The organism is Streptomyces verrucosisporus (assembly GCF_017114865.1).
Lineage (GTDB): Bacteria > Actinomycetota > Actinomycetes > Streptomycetales > Streptomycetaceae > Streptomyces > Streptomyces fenghuangensis.
Genome location: NZ_JADEYH010000002.1, coordinates 320,293 through 335,437 on the forward strand (window position 1 = coordinate 320,293; position 15,145 = coordinate 335,437).

The 15,145-nt window shown below is 73.6% G+C and carries 16 protein-coding genes; 9 read left to right on the plus strand and 7 right to left on the minus strand.

The window, feature by feature from the left end; genetic code table 11:
* Positions 1-106 precede the first annotated feature (106 nt).
* Both IQ279_RS04430 and IQ279_RS04435 read left to right on the plus strand, forming a co-directional pair.
* The gene (locus IQ279_RS04430) at positions 107-2,656 is read left to right on the plus strand and encodes a bifunctional FO biosynthesis protein CofGH (protein ID WP_241027635.1); all 2,550 of its coding nucleotides are present in this window, start codon (positions 107-109) and stop codon (positions 2,654-2,656) included.
* Between the two features lie 245 nt (positions 2,657-2,901).
* Complete coding sequence (locus IQ279_RS04435; protein ID WP_206346952.1) at positions 2,902-4,026, plus strand: ADP-ribosylglycohydrolase family protein; 1,125 nt, start codon at positions 2,902-2,904, stop codon at positions 4,024-4,026.
* Positions 4,027-4,166: 140 nt separating this feature from the next.
* Here the strand turns inward: IQ279_RS04435 and IQ279_RS04440 are convergent, their stop codons facing one another.
* The 3 genes from IQ279_RS04440 to IQ279_RS04450 form a co-directional block, all read right to left on the minus strand.
* Complete coding sequence (locus IQ279_RS04440; RefSeq protein WP_206346953.1) at positions 4,167-4,376, minus strand: DUF397 domain-containing protein; 210 nt, start codon at positions 4,374-4,376, stop codon at positions 4,167-4,169.
* Positions 4,377-4,588: 212 nt separating this feature from the next.
* Positions 4,589-5,449, minus strand: a complete 861-nt coding sequence (locus tag IQ279_RS04445; protein ID WP_206346954.1) for a helix-turn-helix domain-containing protein — start codon at positions 5,447-5,449, stop codon at positions 4,589-4,591.
* A 256-nt stretch (positions 5,450-5,705) separates the two neighbouring features.
* Positions 5,706-6,467 (minus strand): GOLPH3/VPS74 family protein, encoded by a 762-nt coding sequence (locus tag IQ279_RS04450; protein ID WP_206346955.1) that lies wholly within the window; start codon positions 6,465-6,467, stop codon positions 5,706-5,708.
* Positions 6,468-6,731: 264 nt separating this feature from the next.
* Between IQ279_RS04450 and IQ279_RS04455 the strand changes: the two genes are divergently transcribed.
* Together IQ279_RS04455 and IQ279_RS04460 are read left to right on the plus strand one after the other, a co-directional pair.
* Positions 6,732-8,906, plus strand: coding sequence for a serine hydrolase (locus IQ279_RS04455; protein ID WP_241027567.1), 2,175 nt, complete (start codon positions 6,732-6,734; stop codon positions 8,904-8,906).
* 151 nt (positions 8,907-9,057) lie between these two features.
* Positions 9,058-10,110, plus strand: coding sequence for a YihY/virulence factor BrkB family protein (locus IQ279_RS04460; protein WP_206346957.1), 1,053 nt, complete (start codon positions 9,058-9,060; stop codon positions 10,108-10,110).
* Here the strand turns inward: IQ279_RS04460 and IQ279_RS04465 are convergent.
* From IQ279_RS04465 to IQ279_RS04480, 4 genes are all read right to left on the minus strand, one after another.
* Complete coding sequence (locus IQ279_RS04465) at positions 10,075-10,443, minus strand: DUF3618 domain-containing protein (RefSeq protein ID WP_206346958.1); 369 nt, start codon at positions 10,441-10,443, stop codon at positions 10,075-10,077. The two genes, IQ279_RS04460 and IQ279_RS04465, sit on opposite strands and share 36 nt — an antisense overlap.
* On the minus strand, positions 10,440-10,874 hold the full coding sequence (locus tag IQ279_RS04470) for a phage holin family protein (RefSeq protein WP_241027568.1): 435 nt from the start codon (positions 10,872-10,874) through the stop codon (positions 10,440-10,442). Before IQ279_RS04470 ends, IQ279_RS04465 begins: the two co-directional genes overlap by 4 nt.
* A 338-nt stretch (positions 10,875-11,212) precedes the next feature.
* Positions 11,213-11,386: a MerR family transcriptional regulator gene (locus IQ279_RS04475; protein WP_206346959.1), complete on the minus strand. Its 174-nt coding sequence runs from the start codon at positions 11,384-11,386 to the stop codon at positions 11,213-11,215.
* Positions 11,386-11,994, minus strand: coding sequence for a hypothetical protein (locus IQ279_RS04480; RefSeq protein WP_206346960.1), 609 nt, complete (start codon positions 11,992-11,994; stop codon positions 11,386-11,388). The genes IQ279_RS04475 and IQ279_RS04480 overlap by 1 nt, the downstream gene beginning before the upstream one ends.
* 264 nt (positions 11,995-12,258) lie before the next feature.
* Between IQ279_RS04480 and IQ279_RS04485 the strand changes: the two genes are divergently transcribed.
* From IQ279_RS04485 to IQ279_RS04505, 5 genes are all read left to right on the plus strand, one after another.
* On the plus strand, positions 12,259-12,702 hold the full coding sequence (locus IQ279_RS04485; RefSeq protein ID WP_206346961.1) for a helix-turn-helix domain-containing protein: 444 nt from the start codon (positions 12,259-12,261) through the stop codon (positions 12,700-12,702).
* 330 nt (positions 12,703-13,032) lie between these two features.
* A complete protein-coding gene (locus IQ279_RS04490) occupies positions 13,033-13,449 on the plus strand; it encodes a hypothetical protein (RefSeq protein ID WP_206346962.1) in 417 nt (138 codons plus the stop codon).
* Positions 13,450-13,595: 146 nt separating this feature from the next.
* Positions 13,596-14,183, plus strand: a complete 588-nt coding sequence (locus IQ279_RS04495) for a phage tail tube protein (RefSeq protein WP_206346963.1) — start codon at positions 13,596-13,598, stop codon at positions 14,181-14,183.
* Positions 14,184-14,309: 126 nt separating this feature from the next.
* On the plus strand, positions 14,310-14,600 hold the full coding sequence (locus IQ279_RS04500) for a hypothetical protein (protein WP_093846786.1): 291 nt from the start codon (positions 14,310-14,312) through the stop codon (positions 14,598-14,600).
* Between the two features lie 47 nt (positions 14,601-14,647).
* Positions 14,648-15,049 (plus strand): hypothetical protein, encoded by a 402-nt coding sequence (locus IQ279_RS04505; protein ID WP_241027638.1) that lies wholly within the window; start codon positions 14,648-14,650, stop codon positions 15,047-15,049.
* The last annotated feature ends 96 nt before the right edge of the window (positions 15,050-15,145 follow it).

Here is a 15,145-nt window from a genome sequence, read left to right on the forward strand (position 1 = left end):
CCCGGCCGGTGCCGGGGGCGCTCGTATGCTCGCTTCCATGACTTCGTCGAGCGGGCAGGCAGCACCCACCGCACCCACCGCACCCACCGCCCCCACCGCCAACGCCATGCGGCGCGCCCTGCGGCGGGCCCGGGACGGGGTCGCGCTGGACGCGGCCGAGGCCGCCGTACTGCTCCAGGCGCGCGGTGAGGATCTGGCCGACCTGACGGCCTCGGCCGCCCGCGTACGGGACGCGGGCCTTGCGGCGGCCGGACGCCCAGGGGTGATCACCTACTCGCGCAAGGTCTTCATCCCGCTCACCCGGCTGTGCCGGGACCGCTGCCACTACTGCACCTTCGTCACCGTGCCGGGGAAGCTGCGCCGTGAGGGCCACGGCCCCTACCTCTCCCCGGACGAGGTGCTGGACATCGCCCGCCGGGGGGCGGCGACGGGCTGCAAGGAGGCGCTGTTCACCCTCGGCGACCGGCCCGAGGACCGCTGGCCCGAGGCCCGCGAGTGGCTGGACGCGCACGGCTACGACGACACCCTCGCCTATGTGCGCGCCATGGCGATCAGGGTGCTGGAGGAGACCGGCCTGCTGCCGCACCTCAACCCCGGGGTGCTGACGTGGACGGACTTCCAGCGCCTCAAGCCCGTCGCCCCGTCGATGGGCATGATGCTGGAGACCACCGCCACCCGGCTGTGGTCCGAGCCCGGCGGCCCCCACCACGGCTCGCCCGACAAGGAGCCGGCCGTCCGGCTGCGGGTGCTGGAGGACGCGGGGCGCTCGTCCGTCCCCTTCACCACCGGCATCCTCATCGGCATCGGCGAGACGTACGCCGAGCGCGCCGAGTCGCTGTTCGCCGTCCGCCGCGTCCAGCGGGCGTACCAGGGCGTCCAGGAAGTCATCGTGCAGAACTTCCGCGCCAAGCCCGGCACCGCCATGGGCGGCATGCCCGACGCCGAACTGGAGGAGCTGGCCGCCGCCGTGGCCGTCGCCCGCCACGTCCTCGGCCCGGCCGCCCGCATCCAGGCCCCGCCCAACCTGGTGGGCGGGGAGTACGCGCTGCTGATCGGCGCCGGGATCGACGACTGGGGCGGCGTCTCCCCGCTCACCCCCGACCACGTCAACCCCGAGCGCCCCTGGCCCCAGATCGACGAACTCGCCGGGCACACCCGCACGGCCGGCTTCGAGCTGCGCGAACGCCTCACCGTCTACCCGGAGTTCGTCCGGCGCGGCGAGCCCTGGCTCGACCCGAGGCTGCTGCCCCACGTCACCGCCCTGGCCGACCCGGAAACGGGCCTGGCCCGCGAGGACGCCGCCGTCACCGGCCGCCCCTGGCAGGAGCCCGACGAGGCGTTCACCGCCACCTCCGCCGGCCGCACCGACCTGCACCGCACCATCGACACCACCGGCCGCACCGCCGACCGCCGCGCCGACTTCGACGAGGTCTACGGCGACTGGGAGGCGCTGCGCGAGAGCGCCGCACCAGGCATGGCGCCGGAGCGGATCGACGCCGACGTGCGCGCCGCCCTGGCCACCGCCGCCGACGACCCCACCCGCCTCACCGACGACCAGGCCCTCGCGCTCCTCCACGCCGACGGCCCGGCCCTGGACGCGGTGTGCCGCATCGCCGACGACGTGCGCCGTGACACCGTCGGCGACGACGTGACCTACATCGTCACGCGCAACGTCAACTTCACCAACGTCTGCTACACCGGCTGCCGCTTCTGCGCCTTCGCCCAGCGCCGCACCGATGCCGACGCCTACACCCTCTCCCTGGACCAGGTCGCCGACCGGGCGGCGCAGGCGTGGGAGGTCGGGGCGGTCGAGGTCTGCATGCAGGGCGGCATCCACCCGGACCTGCCCGGCACCGCCTACTTCGACATCGCGCGGGCGGTGAAGGAGCGCGTGCCGGGCATCCATGTGCACGCCTTCTCCCCGATGGAGGTCGTCAACGGCGCCACCCGCACCGGCATGTCGATCCGCGACTGGCTGACGGCGGCCGGGGAGGCCGGGCTCGGCTCCATCCCCGGCACGGCCGCCGAGATCCTCGACGACGAGGTGCGCTGGATCCTCACCAAGGGCAAGCTGCCGGCCGCCACCTGGGTCGAGGTGGTCACCACCGCGCACGAGCTGGGCCTGCCGTCGTCCTCGACGATGATGTACGGGCACGTGGACCAGCCCCGGCACTGGCTGGGCCATCTGCGGCTGCTGGCGGAGATCCAGCAGCGCACCGGCGGCTTCACCGAGTTCGTGACGCTGCCGTTCGTCCACACCAACGCCCCGGTCTACCTCGCCGGGATCGCCCGCCCGGGGCCGACGGTGCGCGACAACCGCGCGGTGACGGCCATGGCCCGCCTGCTGCTGCATCCGCACATCACCAACATCCAGACCAGCTGGGTCAAGCTGGGCGCCGAGGGCGCGGCCGAGATGCTGCGCTCGGGCGCCAACGACCTGGGCGGAACGCTGATGGAGGAGACCATCTCCCGGATGGCCGGCTCCTCCTACGGCTCCTACAAGTCCGTCCGGGACCTGGTCGCCATCGCCGAGGCCGCCGGACGCCCGGCCCGCCCCCGCACCACCACCTACGGCGAGGTCCCCGCCGAGCGCGTACGGGCCGCCGAGGCCTCCGGCGGGCGCCTGCCGGAGCTGCTGCCGGTGCTGGAGGACTGAGGGCCGGGGCGCGCCCGGAACCCTCGCGGGCCGGAACCCTCGCGGGCCGGGACGGACGGGCCGGACGGGCGCGGGGCGACTTCCGGCCGTCTTCCCGGGATCTCCGGCCCCCGTCCACCTCCGGGCCGCCTCCGCCCGTGCACCGTCGTTTAAAGTGCGGTCCGAACCGGCGGGAACGGCACACGGGACACGGGAACGGACCGCAGCGGACGAGAGCCCAGGGGCGAACGGGAGGGGACGGCACGGTGACCGCGACACCTGGCGGCGGTATCTGGGGCCGCACCGAGCAGCAGGACTTCCGCAGCCGGGTACGCGGCTGCCTGCTCGGCGGCGCGATCGGCGACGCGCTCGGAGCGGGAGTCGAGTTCGACCCGCTCGACGCCATCCGGGCCGCCCACGGCCCCCAGGGGGTGACGGACTACGTGCCCGCCTACGGGCGGCGCGGCGCCATCACCGACGACACGCAGATGACCCTGTTCACCGTCGACGGCCTCATCCGCGCCCACGTCCGGCGCGACACCGGGGCCTGGCACCCGCCGACCGACGTGCACGCCGCCTATCTGCGCTGGGCCGCCACCCAGCGCGACTGGGGGCCCGACGAGCGCCGCACCGAGGACGGCTGGCTGGCCCGCCAGGAGTGGCTGTACTCGCGGCGCGCCCCCGGCCGCGCCTGCCTGACCGGGCTGGCCGACAGCCGGATGGGCACACTGGACGCCCCCAAGAACCCCGACTCCAAGGGCTGCGGCACCGTCATGCGCTCCGCGCCCTTCGGGCTGCTCGTCGGCTGGGAGCCGCAGCTCGTCTTCCAGCTCGCCGCCGAGTGCGCCGCCCAGACCCACGGCCACCCCACCGGCTACCTGGCGGCGGGCGCCTTCGCCGTCATCGTCCACGCCGTCGCCCGCGGCGAGAGCCTGGACGCCGCGGTGCAGCGGGCCCTGGCCCATCTGGCGGCCCACCCCGGTCACGAGGAGACCACCGACGCCCTCAAGGGCGCTCTCGGCGCCGTACGCCAGGGCCCGCCGACCGCCGAGCGCGTGGAGTCGCTGGGGGAGGGCTGGACGGCGGAGGAGGCGCTGGCGATGGGCGTGTACTGCGCGCTGGTGGCCGAGGACGTGGGCCACGGCCTGCTGCTGGCGGTCAACCACGGCGGCGACTCCGACTCCACCGGCTCGGTCTGCGGCAACCTGCTGGGCGTGATGCACGGGGAGACCGCCCTGCCGCCGAACTGGGTCGCCGAACTGGAGGGCCGCGCCACCATCCTGGAGCTGGCCGACGACTTCGCCATGGAGATGACCCAGGGACCGGCCCTCCACAGCCCGGCCACCCCGGCCGGCTCACCGGGCTGGCTGACCCGCTACCCGCGCGCCTGACGGAGCCGGGCCCCGCACGCGGGGCCCGGGAAGCAGTTTTCAGCCCCCTCGGCCGGGACGGCGAACCAGTCGAGAGGGCTTCGGCGCGGTGCCGCGCGGTACGGCGGGGCACGCCGCCGTGGTGCGGTGTGCTGGAGCGGTCAGCGCCGGGCGAGCGAACCCTGGCCGAGGGCTCCCACGAACGCCGTCCACGAACCGGGGACGAAGTCCAGCGACGGCCCCTGCGGGACCTTGGAGTCGCGCACGGCGACCGCCCTCGGCTCGGGGGACCGCACCTCCACGCACGCCCCGTTCCCGGCGGAGTGGCTGGACTTGGTCCACCTGTCGGTCATTCCCTGTCGGATTGCCATGTCTGCTCCGTTTTCTCCCAGACGGTGAAAATCGCCGGTTGGGCCCGGCGTGCGGCAGACGGTACCCGCCAACTGGGGCCTTCATTAACGCCGTTCACTCGACCGGATGGCATATTCCAAACGGCTCTTCACATCGGCGCGCCACCGGGTGTAGCTTGCTGCGCCGCCCGTGCGCCGCACCGCGCCGTTCCCGCGTCACCGGCGCGCCGGCCTCAGCCCCGGATGTACTCCTTGGCGATGTCCTCGACGAACTCCCGGGTCTGCTCGACGTTGAGCGCCTGCGCCCTCAGGTGCTCGTACATCACGCTGTAGTTGTGCACGTCGCCGGCCTTCTCCAGATAGAGGTCGCTGGTGACGCCCTCCAGATAGACCACCGTCGAGTCCGCCGTGTCCGGGAACTCCAGGATCGCGTACTGGCCGTTGAGACCAGGGTGCGCGCCCATATCGAAGGGCAGCACCTGCACCGTCACATGGGGCAGCCGGGAGAGTTCCAGCAGATGCTCCAGCTGGTCCCGCATGATCTGCTTCCCGCCGACCACCCGGCGCAGCGCGGCCTCGTCGATCACCGCCCACAGGCGCAGCGGGCTCTTGCGGTCGTGGATGCGCTCCTGCCGGCGCAGCCGCACCTGCACCCGCTTCTCCACGTCCTCCGCCGACGCCTCGGGCAGCGCGCCCGCGACGACGGCCTCCGCGTACCGGGGGGTCTGCAGCAGCCCCGGCATGACCTGCGGCTCGTACACGCGCAGGGACGCCGCGTCCGTCTCCAGCCCGATGTACACGCTGTACGGGATGTCGCCGAACGCGTGCCACCAGCCCTGCTGTCTGGACTCCTTGGCCATCTGCATCAGCGATTCGACTATCCGCTGGTCGTCGACCTCGTAGACGCCGCACAGGTCACGGACGTCGCGCTGGCTGATGCTGCGGCGTCCGTTCTCCAGCCGGCTGATCTTGGACTGGGAGACCAGCAGCCGGTCGGCCACCTCCTCGGCCGTCATGCCTCTCTGCTCACGGAGCCGGCGCAGCTCCTGACCCAGCCTGCGCCGCCTGACGGTGGGATTGACACTGGATGCCACGGTGCGCACACCTCCGCTTACGCCAATAGGACCGCTCCTGGAGCAGATTGCCACCAATGGCCGCGTCCGCGCTGAAAAACCGCCACACAGGGTGCGCACACGCACGCGCGGGGTGGCGGCCCGCACTCCGGGGTCGGAGTGCGGGCCGCCACCCCGCGCTACGCGGCCGACGGGTCGGATTTCGGCCGAGTTCGGGAAATCCGCCGGGCGTCCGCCGGGTGCCTTCCGAGTGCCCGCCGGTGGGGGCGCGGCAGGGTCAGTGGGCGCCCGCGCGGGCCATCCCGCCCCGCCGTGCCTGTCCGGCGAGCGGTTGCGGCGCGGCGGGCCGCGCCGCAGCCCGTCCGCCTCCCGGCCCGCCCGCGCCCCTGCCGGGAGCGGTGCGCCGGGGCTGCGCGGCCACGCCGTTCTGCACGTCCATCACGGCGTGCGCGACGAGGCCGCCCATCGGGTCGTGCCTGATCAGATCCCTCAGCCGGGAACGGGATGACCGTCCCTCGTTGCCGGGGTAGAGGTGCTTGCCGAGGCCGACCGCATGGGCCAGCGCGGCGAGTGCCGCGGTCCGCGGGTCCGGCGGTACGCCGGTGCGGATCGCGTTGTCGAGCCGGGCCCTGATCTCCCGGCTCACGGCCGTGTCCGTCGCCTGGTAGCGAGTCGTCGGCAACACCCCGCACATCTGGCTGGATACGGCATGGACCATGCCGCAGCGCTCCAGGTGTGTGAGATAGGTTTGGCGCAGCCCGAGTCTGGGCCCGCCGATCCAGTGGACCGCGCGGACGGGGCTGCCGCGTCTGCGCAGCAGCTCCAGCGCGGAGTCCAGGGTTGGATCTCCGGTCGGCCGTGGCAGCACCACGGCGATGCGATCCCCGTCAGGGGCTATCCGTCCTGCGAGAGCCAGCTCCACGAGCTGGGCCCCGGCCAGGCCGAGGTCGAGCGACTGCGGCTGCGCCGTGGTACCCGTGGCCGGGTCCAGGGCCAGCAGCAGAAGCTCCTCCGGAATTGTTCTGCGGCTCCTGCCCATCCATGCCTCCCCGCGTGGATGCATGACAGGGTGACCCCTCTCACAGAGGTCTGTCGAGAGCACCTGGGTGCTTTGTCATGGAACCAGTAGGTATGTCGTTACCGTCTGGCAATTTAGCGGGCCCTCACGGCCGCGAAACAGGGTCGGAGTGCCGGGGGAGGACCGGCGTTCAGGACACTGTTTACTGATATGACGAGTGGCGACACCAAGCGGGAGGCATAGGTGGCGGGCAAGTCCCCCGACAGTTCGGAACGGCAGACTTCGTTGGGGGAGACGACCGGAGAGGCCGGAACGGTTCCCGAGCGGGCGCGTGACCCCCGCGTGGCGCTGTACGAGGCGCCCGGGGACGAGGCCGGGACCGGTGGCGAGGAGCCCTCGCCGAACGGTGACGGTCCGGCGGGGGCGGCCGGGGCGGCCGGTTCCGCCGAGGGCGGCGACACGGCGAGGACGGCGGTCCGGGAGCCGGAGACGCGGGAGCCTGAGGAGACCGGGGAGCCGGAGAAGGCCGGGGAGCCGGAGGCCGCCGGTGAGGACGCGTCCGCAGGTGGGGACGAGCCTGCCGGTGGGGAGTCCGGGGCCGGGCCGGTGGACCAGGCGACGGCGGTCTTCCGCACTCCTGAGGACAAGGCCGAGGCCAAGGCGGGGACCGGCAGGACCGACGAGGACGCCGACGCCGATGCCGAGGAGGCGGACGGCGGCACCGGCCCCGCCGAGGACCGTGACCCAGCCGAGGACGGGGGAGCCGGGGCCGGGCCGGTGGACCAGGCGACGGCGGTCTTCCGCACTCCTGAGGACAAGGCCGGGAGCAGGGCCGGGGAGAGGACCGGGGACGGCGGGGGCGGTGAGGAGGCCGGAGCCGACCGGCCGGTCGACCAGCCCACCGCGATGTTCCGGGTGCGTCCGGAAAGTGCCTCCGAGGAGCCGGGTTCAGAGGACCCGGGGGAGGCCGCGGACCCGGGGGAGCCGGAGAAGACCCAGGAGCCGGAGAAGGCCGGGGAACAGGCGGAGAGCGACGCCGAGCGGACGAGCCGCTTCGTACCGCTGCGGTCCGCCGACGCCCCCCGCGTGCCCCCGGCCGTCGTGTCGCCGGAGCAGCCGCCGCACACGCCGGGCCCCGAGCTGCCGGAGGCCGAGCGGACCAGGCAGCAGCCGCTGCCGCCGCACAGGCCCCTGGAACTGCTGGCCGAGCTGACGAACAAGCCGGCCCCGCCCGAGACCCCGGTGCGGGTCGCCCTGCGGCGGATCAAGATCTGGTCGCCGCTGGTCCTGCTGCTGGTGATCGCCCTGGCGGTCGCGCAGCTCATGCGCCCGCTTCCAGCCCCGGAGCTGGTGCTCACCGCCTCCGCCACCCACACCTTCGAGGGCGACGAGCCCACACTGGCCTGGCCGCCCGAGGGCCAGGCCGTCCTGGAGGTGGAGGGGCTCGGCTCCCTCGGCTCGTACGGCGAGGAGAAGCCGGTGCCGATAGCGAGCGTGGCGAAGGTGATGACCGCTTACGTCATTCTCCGCGACCACCCGCTCAAGGCGGGCGAGGAGGGCCCGAGGATCCCGGTCGACGCGCAGGCCGAGAAGGACGCGGGTCTCAGCGCCCAGGGCGAGTCGACCGTCGAGGTGGAGGAGGGCGAGGAGATAACCCTCGACGAGGCCCTCCACGCCCTGATGATCGCCTCCGCCAACAACGTGGCCCGGCTGCTGGCCCGCTGGGACTCCGGCGGCTCGGAGAAGGCGTTCGTGGAGAAGATGAACGCCGCCGCCGAGGAGCTCGGGATGGAGAACACCACCTACACCGACGCCAGCGGGCTGCGCAAGGACACCGTCAGCACGGCCGCCGACCAGGTCGAACTCGGCAAGAAGGTCATGGACTACGAGGCCTTCCGGGAGATCGTCAAGAAGCCCTCGTACAAGGACCGCAACGGTGTGAGCCACCGCAACTGGAACGGGCTCGTCCCGTACAACCGCGCGGTCGGCATCAAGACCGGCACGACCACCGCGGCCGGCGGCAACCTGCTGTTCGCGGGCGAGAAGGAGGTCGGCGGCACCACACAGCTGATCATCGGCGCGATGCTGGGGCAGCACAAGCCGCCGATCATCGACACGGTGATCGCCGAGAGCCGCGAGCTGCTGGTCTCCGCGCAGGAGGTCCTGAAGTCGGAGAAGATCGTCGCCAAGGGCGACGTGGTGGGCTACGTGGACGACGGCCTCGGCGGCCGTACGCCGCTGGTCGCGACCGAGGACGTCTCGGCGGTCGGCTGGTCCGGCCTGAAGGTGGAGCTGGCCCTGACCGACGGCGGCAAGGGCGTTCCGCACACGGCGGCCCCGGGCGACACCGTCGGCACCCTGACCGTCGGCAGCGGGCCGGGCCAGGTGAAGGTCCCGGTGGCCGTCCGGGGCGAGCTGGCCGAACCGGACCTGGGCACGAGGCTGACCCGCGTCCTGTGACGCGCGGGCCGCGGGGCCCGTACGCGGGGCGCGGTACGGACGGTGTCTTCCGTCCGCACCGCGCCCCGCGCGCGTCCGGCCGCGGCCCCCGTTACCCAGCCGTGCCCCCGGTCGGCACATGGCCGGGCCCGCGGCGGTAATCCTCTAGGCCATGGCGAAGACGTGGTGGTCCGTCGTGCGGGGCGTGGCCAAGGAGTTTTTCGAGGACGAGATCCCGGACCGGGCGGCGACCCTCACGTACTACGGCGTGCTGTCGATCTTCCCCGCCCTGCTGCTGCTCGTCTCGCTGCTCGGTGCGGTCGGCGAGACGGCGACCCAGTACATCCTGGAGAACCTCCGGCAGCTCGCCCCCGGCCCGGCCCGCGAGATCCTGAGCGACACGGTGGGCGAGATCCGGCGCGGCAGCGGCGGCGGCTTCGTGGCGGCCGTCAGCCTGCTGGGCGCGGTGTGGGCCTCCTCCGGCTACGTCGCGGCGTTCATCCGCGCGGCCAACCGCGTCCTCGACATCCCCGAGGGCCGCCCGGTGTGGAAGCTCACGCCGCTGCGGATCGGCGTGACGCTGGTGCTGATGGTGCTGCTCGCCGTCAGCGCGGTGATCGTGGTCTTCACCGGCGGGCTGGCCGAGCAGGCCGGGAAGGCCGTCGGCATGGGCGACCAGGCGCTGCTGGTGTGGTCGGTCGCCAAGTGGCCGGTGCTGGTGCTGCTGGTCGCGGCGATGATCAGCATCCTGTACTGGTCGGCCCCCAACGCCCGGCTGCGGGGCCTGCGCATGGCGCCGGGCAGTCTGGTGGCCGTGCTGCTGTGGCTGGCCGCCTCGGCGGGCTTCGCGGTCTACACGGCGAACTTCGGCTCGTACAACAAGACCTACGGCACCCTCGCCGGCGCCGTGGTCTTCCTCGTCTGGCTGTGGCTGTCGAACATCGCCATCCTGCTCGGCCTGGAGCTGGACGCCGAACTGGCCCGCCGGCGGGCGTACGCGGACGGGCTGCCGAAGGGGGAGGAGCCGTACGTGGAGCCGCGCGACACCGCCAAGTGGCCGCGCTCGCTGCGGCTGCGGCTGCGGCGCCTCAGGTGGCTCAGGCGGCAGCGGAGCGGAGGCGAGTCCGCCCGTACCGGCCCGGGCCGGGACCAGGCCCAGGGCTCGCGCCCGGACCCGGAACCGGACGCCTCACGCGGCCATACGCTCGACAAGGCGGCGGACTGACGCCGGCGTCCGCGGGTCGTGGCGCGGCGGGTGCCACCGCCGCAGCACCTGCCGCCGCCGCAGCACCGCGGCGGCCACGGCCAGGGCGAGCACGGCCCCGCCCGCCACGGCCAGCGGCACGGCGTTGCGCCGGCCCGCCCGTACGGCGCCCGACGCCTTGCGCTGCGCCAGGGCCTTGACGTCGGCCTTGGCCGCCAGCTCCTCGATGGTGTCGCCGAGCTCCCGGCGCGTGCGGTCGATCCGCTCGCGCAGCTCGGCGGGGGTGTCCGGGTCGGCGGGGATGCCCGGGGTGTCCGGGACCTCCGCCTGACTGGTGTCCCTCGAAACGCTCATCGCCGCGCCCTTCCCCTGATCTCGTCCAGGTCGTCGTGCACGCCCCGCAGCGCCCGCTCGGGTTTGGCGGGCGTCGCCCTGCGCATCTGCTGCCGTCCCAGAGCCGCCAGCACCCCGGCGACGAGGAACAGCACCGCCATGATCACCAGGGCGGACAGCCACACCGGCCACACCACGGACAGGCCGGCGATCGCGGCCGTCACACCGGCGCCCACCGCGTACAGCGCGACCACCCCGGCGCCGCCGAGCATGCCGCCGCCCATCCCGGCCCGCTTGCCCTTCTCGGCCATCTCCATCTTGGCGAGCTGCAGCTCCTCCTTCATGAGCTGGGACATCTGCGCGGTGGCCCGCGCCACCAGCTCGCCGACGGAGTGCTCCTCTCCCGGGCCGTGCCCGCGCCTGTGTCCGTCCATCCGCTGCATCGTGCTCATCGTCGTCGCGCTCCCCTCATGGGTCAGCACTCCGAGTACCTCCGCTCACCGCCCGCTAACCCGGCCTCACCCGTTCGTCACGGCGTCCGGGGCGTGCGGGGCGTGCGGGGTCCGGCGGTGGCCGACGGCGGCCGGGGCGCGGGAGCGCTCACGGCGGTGCCTCCCCGTCCCGCCGTGCCCGCCACCCGCGTGCTTTCCCGGAGGCCGGAGCGCCCGGAGTGCCCGGGGCGCCGAGCCCGGCTGCCCCGGGCGGTCTCATGCCGGAGGCTCCCGCGGCCGGTCCGCGCCGCCCGGCACGGTGGCGGGGGCGTGCGGGGATGTGTCCCCGGCCCGGCGGTTCACCCGCCGGGCCGGCGGGCGGAGCGTTCGGCGGCGAAGACGTCCTCCAGGCGGTAGAGCAGGGCGCGCCCCTGCCGCCCCGCCGGAGCGAGGCGGCCGAGCTGCACCCACTTGCGGATGGTGGCCGGGGCGACCGAGACCTCCCGGGCGGCCATCGCCGCGGTGACCAGCATCAGGCGCCACTGCCCAGCGGATCGTGCGGCAGCCCGTCCGGCAGCTCGCGCTGTGGCCAGGAGTGCCGGTGGGCGGGGTCGGTGCGGCAGCCGCACCCGGGGTCTTCGCAGCGGCAGCCGGGGTTGATGCACAGCACGGCCCGGCGCTCGGGGAAGGCGCGCAGGGAAACGGAGGCGCACCACGGGCAGCGTCCGTCGACGGCCGTCATCGCCTCGCTCCCGCCCAGCGCCCGCGAGCAGCGGCGGCTCATCCTGCGGGCCTCGTCCAGGACGTGCTCGGCGAGGACCGCGTCGCGGCCGATGCGGTCGAGCAGGCTCAGCAGGCGCCCGATCCGCCGGGGGGCCCGTGCGCGCTGCGGGCGGGGGAGGTCGAGCCTGTCGTGCACTGCCTCCTCCAGCTCGGTGACGCCGTCGGTGATGTCGCGGATGGCGTCGGAGATGTGCAGGCGCAGCGGGGCGGTGGACCGGGCGCCCCCGGAGGGGCCGGGGGGCGGACCGGGTACGGCCGGGCTACGCCCGCCGGGCGCCAGTTCGGCGAGGAGCTCGGGGAACTGGCGGCGCAGCGCGCCCAGCCGACGGGCGGTCTCGGTACGGACGGTGTCATTCATGCGGTCCTCCCCTTCTGTACCGGCGCCGGCCGTTGCCGTAACGGCTCGCGGCGGCCGGGGCCCGTCGGTGTGCGGGTGGCGGGTGCCATGGGTGACTCCCTCGATGCGTGTCGCTGTTCGGTGCGGACCATATGATCCTATGTTGCGTGCTGGCGCGCAACAAATATCCGTCGAGGTTCGCCAGGTCTTCCATTTCGCGCTCGATAGCACGTAATGCCGTGCGCGAAAGCACGTTATGCTGAGGGTCCACGAAGGGGGCGAGTCATGGCCGCAGCGCAGGATCTGGAAGCTTTCGCGACCTGGATCGAAGGGCTGATCCGGGAGCGGGGTTACGACATCGACAGCCCGCGGGGCGGCGGCAAGTCGCGCCTCGCCGACGCCGCCGGCGTCCACCGCGCGGCGATCACCCGGTTGCTGCGGCGGCACAGCATGCCCGACCTGGAGACCATGCGGCGGCTCGCCCGGGTGCTGAGGGTCCCGGTGCGGGAGATGCTCGTCCGCTCCGGTCAGCTCACCGCCGACGAGCTGCCGCTGCCGCCGTCCCCCGGGGGTCGTGCGGACGGCGGGGCGGAGGAGTTGCTCACCCTGGAGCGCGCCGCCGAACTGCTGGGCATCCCGGCCGGGCAGCGGGAGATGTTCGTCAGGGTGGCGAGCCAGTTCCTGCCCGAAGGGGGTCCCGTGGAGCCACCCGCGCGCCGCCGCGCCTGACCGCCGCGCCGCCACGCGACCCCTCCCGCCGGCCCGGTCCCGCTCTCCTGCGGGGCCGGGCCGGACTGTCGTACGGGTCGATGACGGTCGTCGGCAGCGGTCACCGCCCGCCGGTCGCGGTACCCCCTTCTGCGCTTCGCGCCCCACTCCCGGACGGTGCGGCGCGGGCTCTCCGGGAAGTCGCCACGCCTTACTGGTTGCGCGCTCGCACGATCTAGTTCACACTTGGACGCAGCGGCGGAGCTGTGCCCGTATCCCGGGTGCGGCCCGCCGTTCGTCATGGGCGGGCCCCTGCGGCCGGCCCGCCCTCTTCAAGGAAGGAGGAGGCGTGTGGTTGATCCGCTGCTGGCGTTCCCGGACGTCGAGCGTCTGATCGTCGACTTCCTCGGCGACCGGCCGGAGCTCACCGGGGTGACGGTGGACAACGTCCCGCCGGACGGCTTCGACGGAACCCAGCGCGTGGTGCTGGTCTCCCGGGTGGGCGGGGCGTGGGTCGACGACCTCCACCTCGACAACCCCCTGGTGGAGCTCGAGGTCTACGGGCCGGACAAGACCACGGCCCACACCGACTCGCTGGGCATGCGCGCCGCGCTGCTGCGACTGCGCGGCACCACCCACGGGACGGCCACGGTCACCGACGTGGTCGAGGCGGACGGCGTCCGCTGGCTGCCCGACTACAACCGGCTCGACGCCAACCGCTACCTGACCACGGTGCGGCTGTCGCTCACCCCGGTCCAGACCGGCTGACGGCCGCCGCGCCAACACAGCCGCGCCGGCACCGCCGAACCGGCACCGCACCACCCCGTCACAGGGCCCCGCACGAAGCGGGGCCCTTCGCACGAGCGCGGAAGCGGAAGACGCGATCCGCGCTCCGAACCGAGGAGTCGCCTCACATGGCAGGTATGAACCCCAACCAGATCCGCGTGGCCGGCAACGGCCGCATCCTCGTCGCCCCGCTGGGCACCGCCGCCCCGGCCGACACCGCCTCCGAGTGGGGCACCGGCTGGACCGACGTCGGCTACACCAGCTCCGACGGCGTGAAGTTCGGCCGCAAGGAGAAGACCTCCCAGGTCGACACCTGGCAGTCCGTCGGCCCGGCCCGCTTCATCTACGAGGACCGGGACATGACGGTGAAGTTCAGCATGCTCCAGTTCAACCCGGACACCCTGCCGCTGTACTTCGGCGGCGGCGAGGTCAGGGAGACCGCGGCCGGCTCGGGCGTCTACCAGTACGACGTGCTCTCCGACCCGATCCCGGACGAGCGGTCGCTGGGCCTGGAGTTCACCGACGGCGAGGAGGTCGTCTACCGCTTCGTCCTGCCGCGCGGTCAGGTCACCGACACCGACGAGGTCGAGATGAACCGCAAGGGTTCGCTGAAGCTCGGCGTCACCTTCACGGCGATGGCGGTCCACGCCGCCACTCCGCTGGCCACCTGGCTGGTCAAGGACCCCGACTTCGCCGGCACCACCCCGGCTGCCTGATCCGTTCCGCGGGCTGGACCGCACAGCACAGCAAGCACAGCACCGGCGCCGGGCCCTCGGGCCCGGCGCCCTCCGCTTCCGTCCCGATCCCGACATCCCGACACCCCGGCAAGGAGCCGACCAGACATGACCACGTTCGACGTCAACGCCGCACGCGCCCAGCGCACGGAGGCACTGGGCCGCGCCTGGACCTTCACCATCGACGGCGACACCTTCGAGATGCCCGGCGAGCTCAGCCGCCGTACCGCCCGCGCCCTGCGCGAGCTGGACGACAACGACATCGACGGCCTGCTGCGCCTGCTCCTGGGTGAGGAGCAGTTCGACCGCTTCGACCGGCACGACGTCTCCATGCAGGACGTCGCCGCGATCCTGGAGGCGTACGGGAAGGCCACCGGGCTCGGCCTGGGGGAAGGCTGAGCCTCGACGCGTTCGTCGACGAACACGCCGAGGCACTGGAAGCCGACCTGTTGCGGTACTACGGGGTCGATCTTTTGGACTGGTACCGCGGCGGGCTCTCCTCCCGCCGCCTGGCCGTCCTGATCCGCCACCTGCCGCGCGACAGCGCGGTCAACCTCGCCGACCACGGGGAGGCAGCCCAGTGGGGTGCGGCCGAGCACCTGCTGGCCGCAGCCGTGGACCATCTGGCGGCGGCGAACTGGATGACGGCCGCGCTCCACCGCGACGAGGACGACGAGCCGCCGGAGTACCCGGAGCCGGTCCCCCGGCCCGGGCAGCGGCCGGACGAGTCGGGATCGCGGGAACAGGAGCCGAACGATGGGGAGTTGGGCGACACGCCCGGCGCCGAGCCGGAGCGCGCGCCCGCCTCCGGTCCCTCAGCGCGCGAGCTGGCCCGCTTCTTCGGCTGACGGAGGCCGCCCACCGGGGCCGTCCCCGCCCGCTTCCCGGCGGCGGGGACGGCCCCGGTCCGTACCAAAACAAAACTGTGTTCGATTTTTTGCTCC

Coding starts and splice junctions, on each gene's coding strand:
- IQ279_RS04430 (WP_241027635.1), top strand. CDS start 107: ATGCGGCGCGCCCTGCGGCGGGCCCGGGACGGGGTCGCGCTGGACGCG.
- IQ279_RS04440 (WP_206346953.1), bottom strand. CDS start 4,376: ATGGCAATCCGACAGGGAATGACCGACAGGTGGACCAAGTCCAGCCAC.
- IQ279_RS04450 (WP_206346955.1), bottom strand. CDS start 6,467: ATGGGCAGGAGCCGCAGAACAATTCCGGAGGAGCTTCTGCTGCTGGCC.
- IQ279_RS04460 (WP_206346957.1), top strand. CDS start 9,058: ATGGCGAAGACGTGGTGGTCCGTCGTGCGGGGCGTGGCCAAGGAGTTT.
- IQ279_RS04465 (WP_206346958.1), bottom strand. CDS start 10,443: ATGAGCGTTTCGAGGGACACCAGTCAGGCGGAGGTCCCGGACACCCCG.
- IQ279_RS04470 (WP_241027568.1), bottom strand. CDS start 10,874: ATGAGCACGATGCAGCGGATGGACGGACACAGGCGCGGGCACGGCCCG.
- IQ279_RS04475 (WP_206346959.1), bottom strand. CDS start 11,386: ATGCTGGTCACCGCGGCGATGGCCGCCCGGGAGGTCTCGGTCGCCCCG.
- IQ279_RS04480 (WP_206346960.1), bottom strand. CDS start 11,994: ATGAATGACACCGTCCGTACCGAGACCGCCCGTCGGCTGGGCGCGCTG.
- IQ279_RS04485 (WP_206346961.1), top strand. CDS start 12,259: ATGGCCGCAGCGCAGGATCTGGAAGCTTTCGCGACCTGGATCGAAGGG.
- IQ279_RS04495 (WP_206346963.1), top strand. CDS start 13,596: ATGGCAGGTATGAACCCCAACCAGATCCGCGTGGCCGGCAACGGCCGC.
- IQ279_RS04500 (WP_093846786.1), top strand. CDS start 14,310: ATGACCACGTTCGACGTCAACGCCGCACGCGCCCAGCGCACGGAGGCA.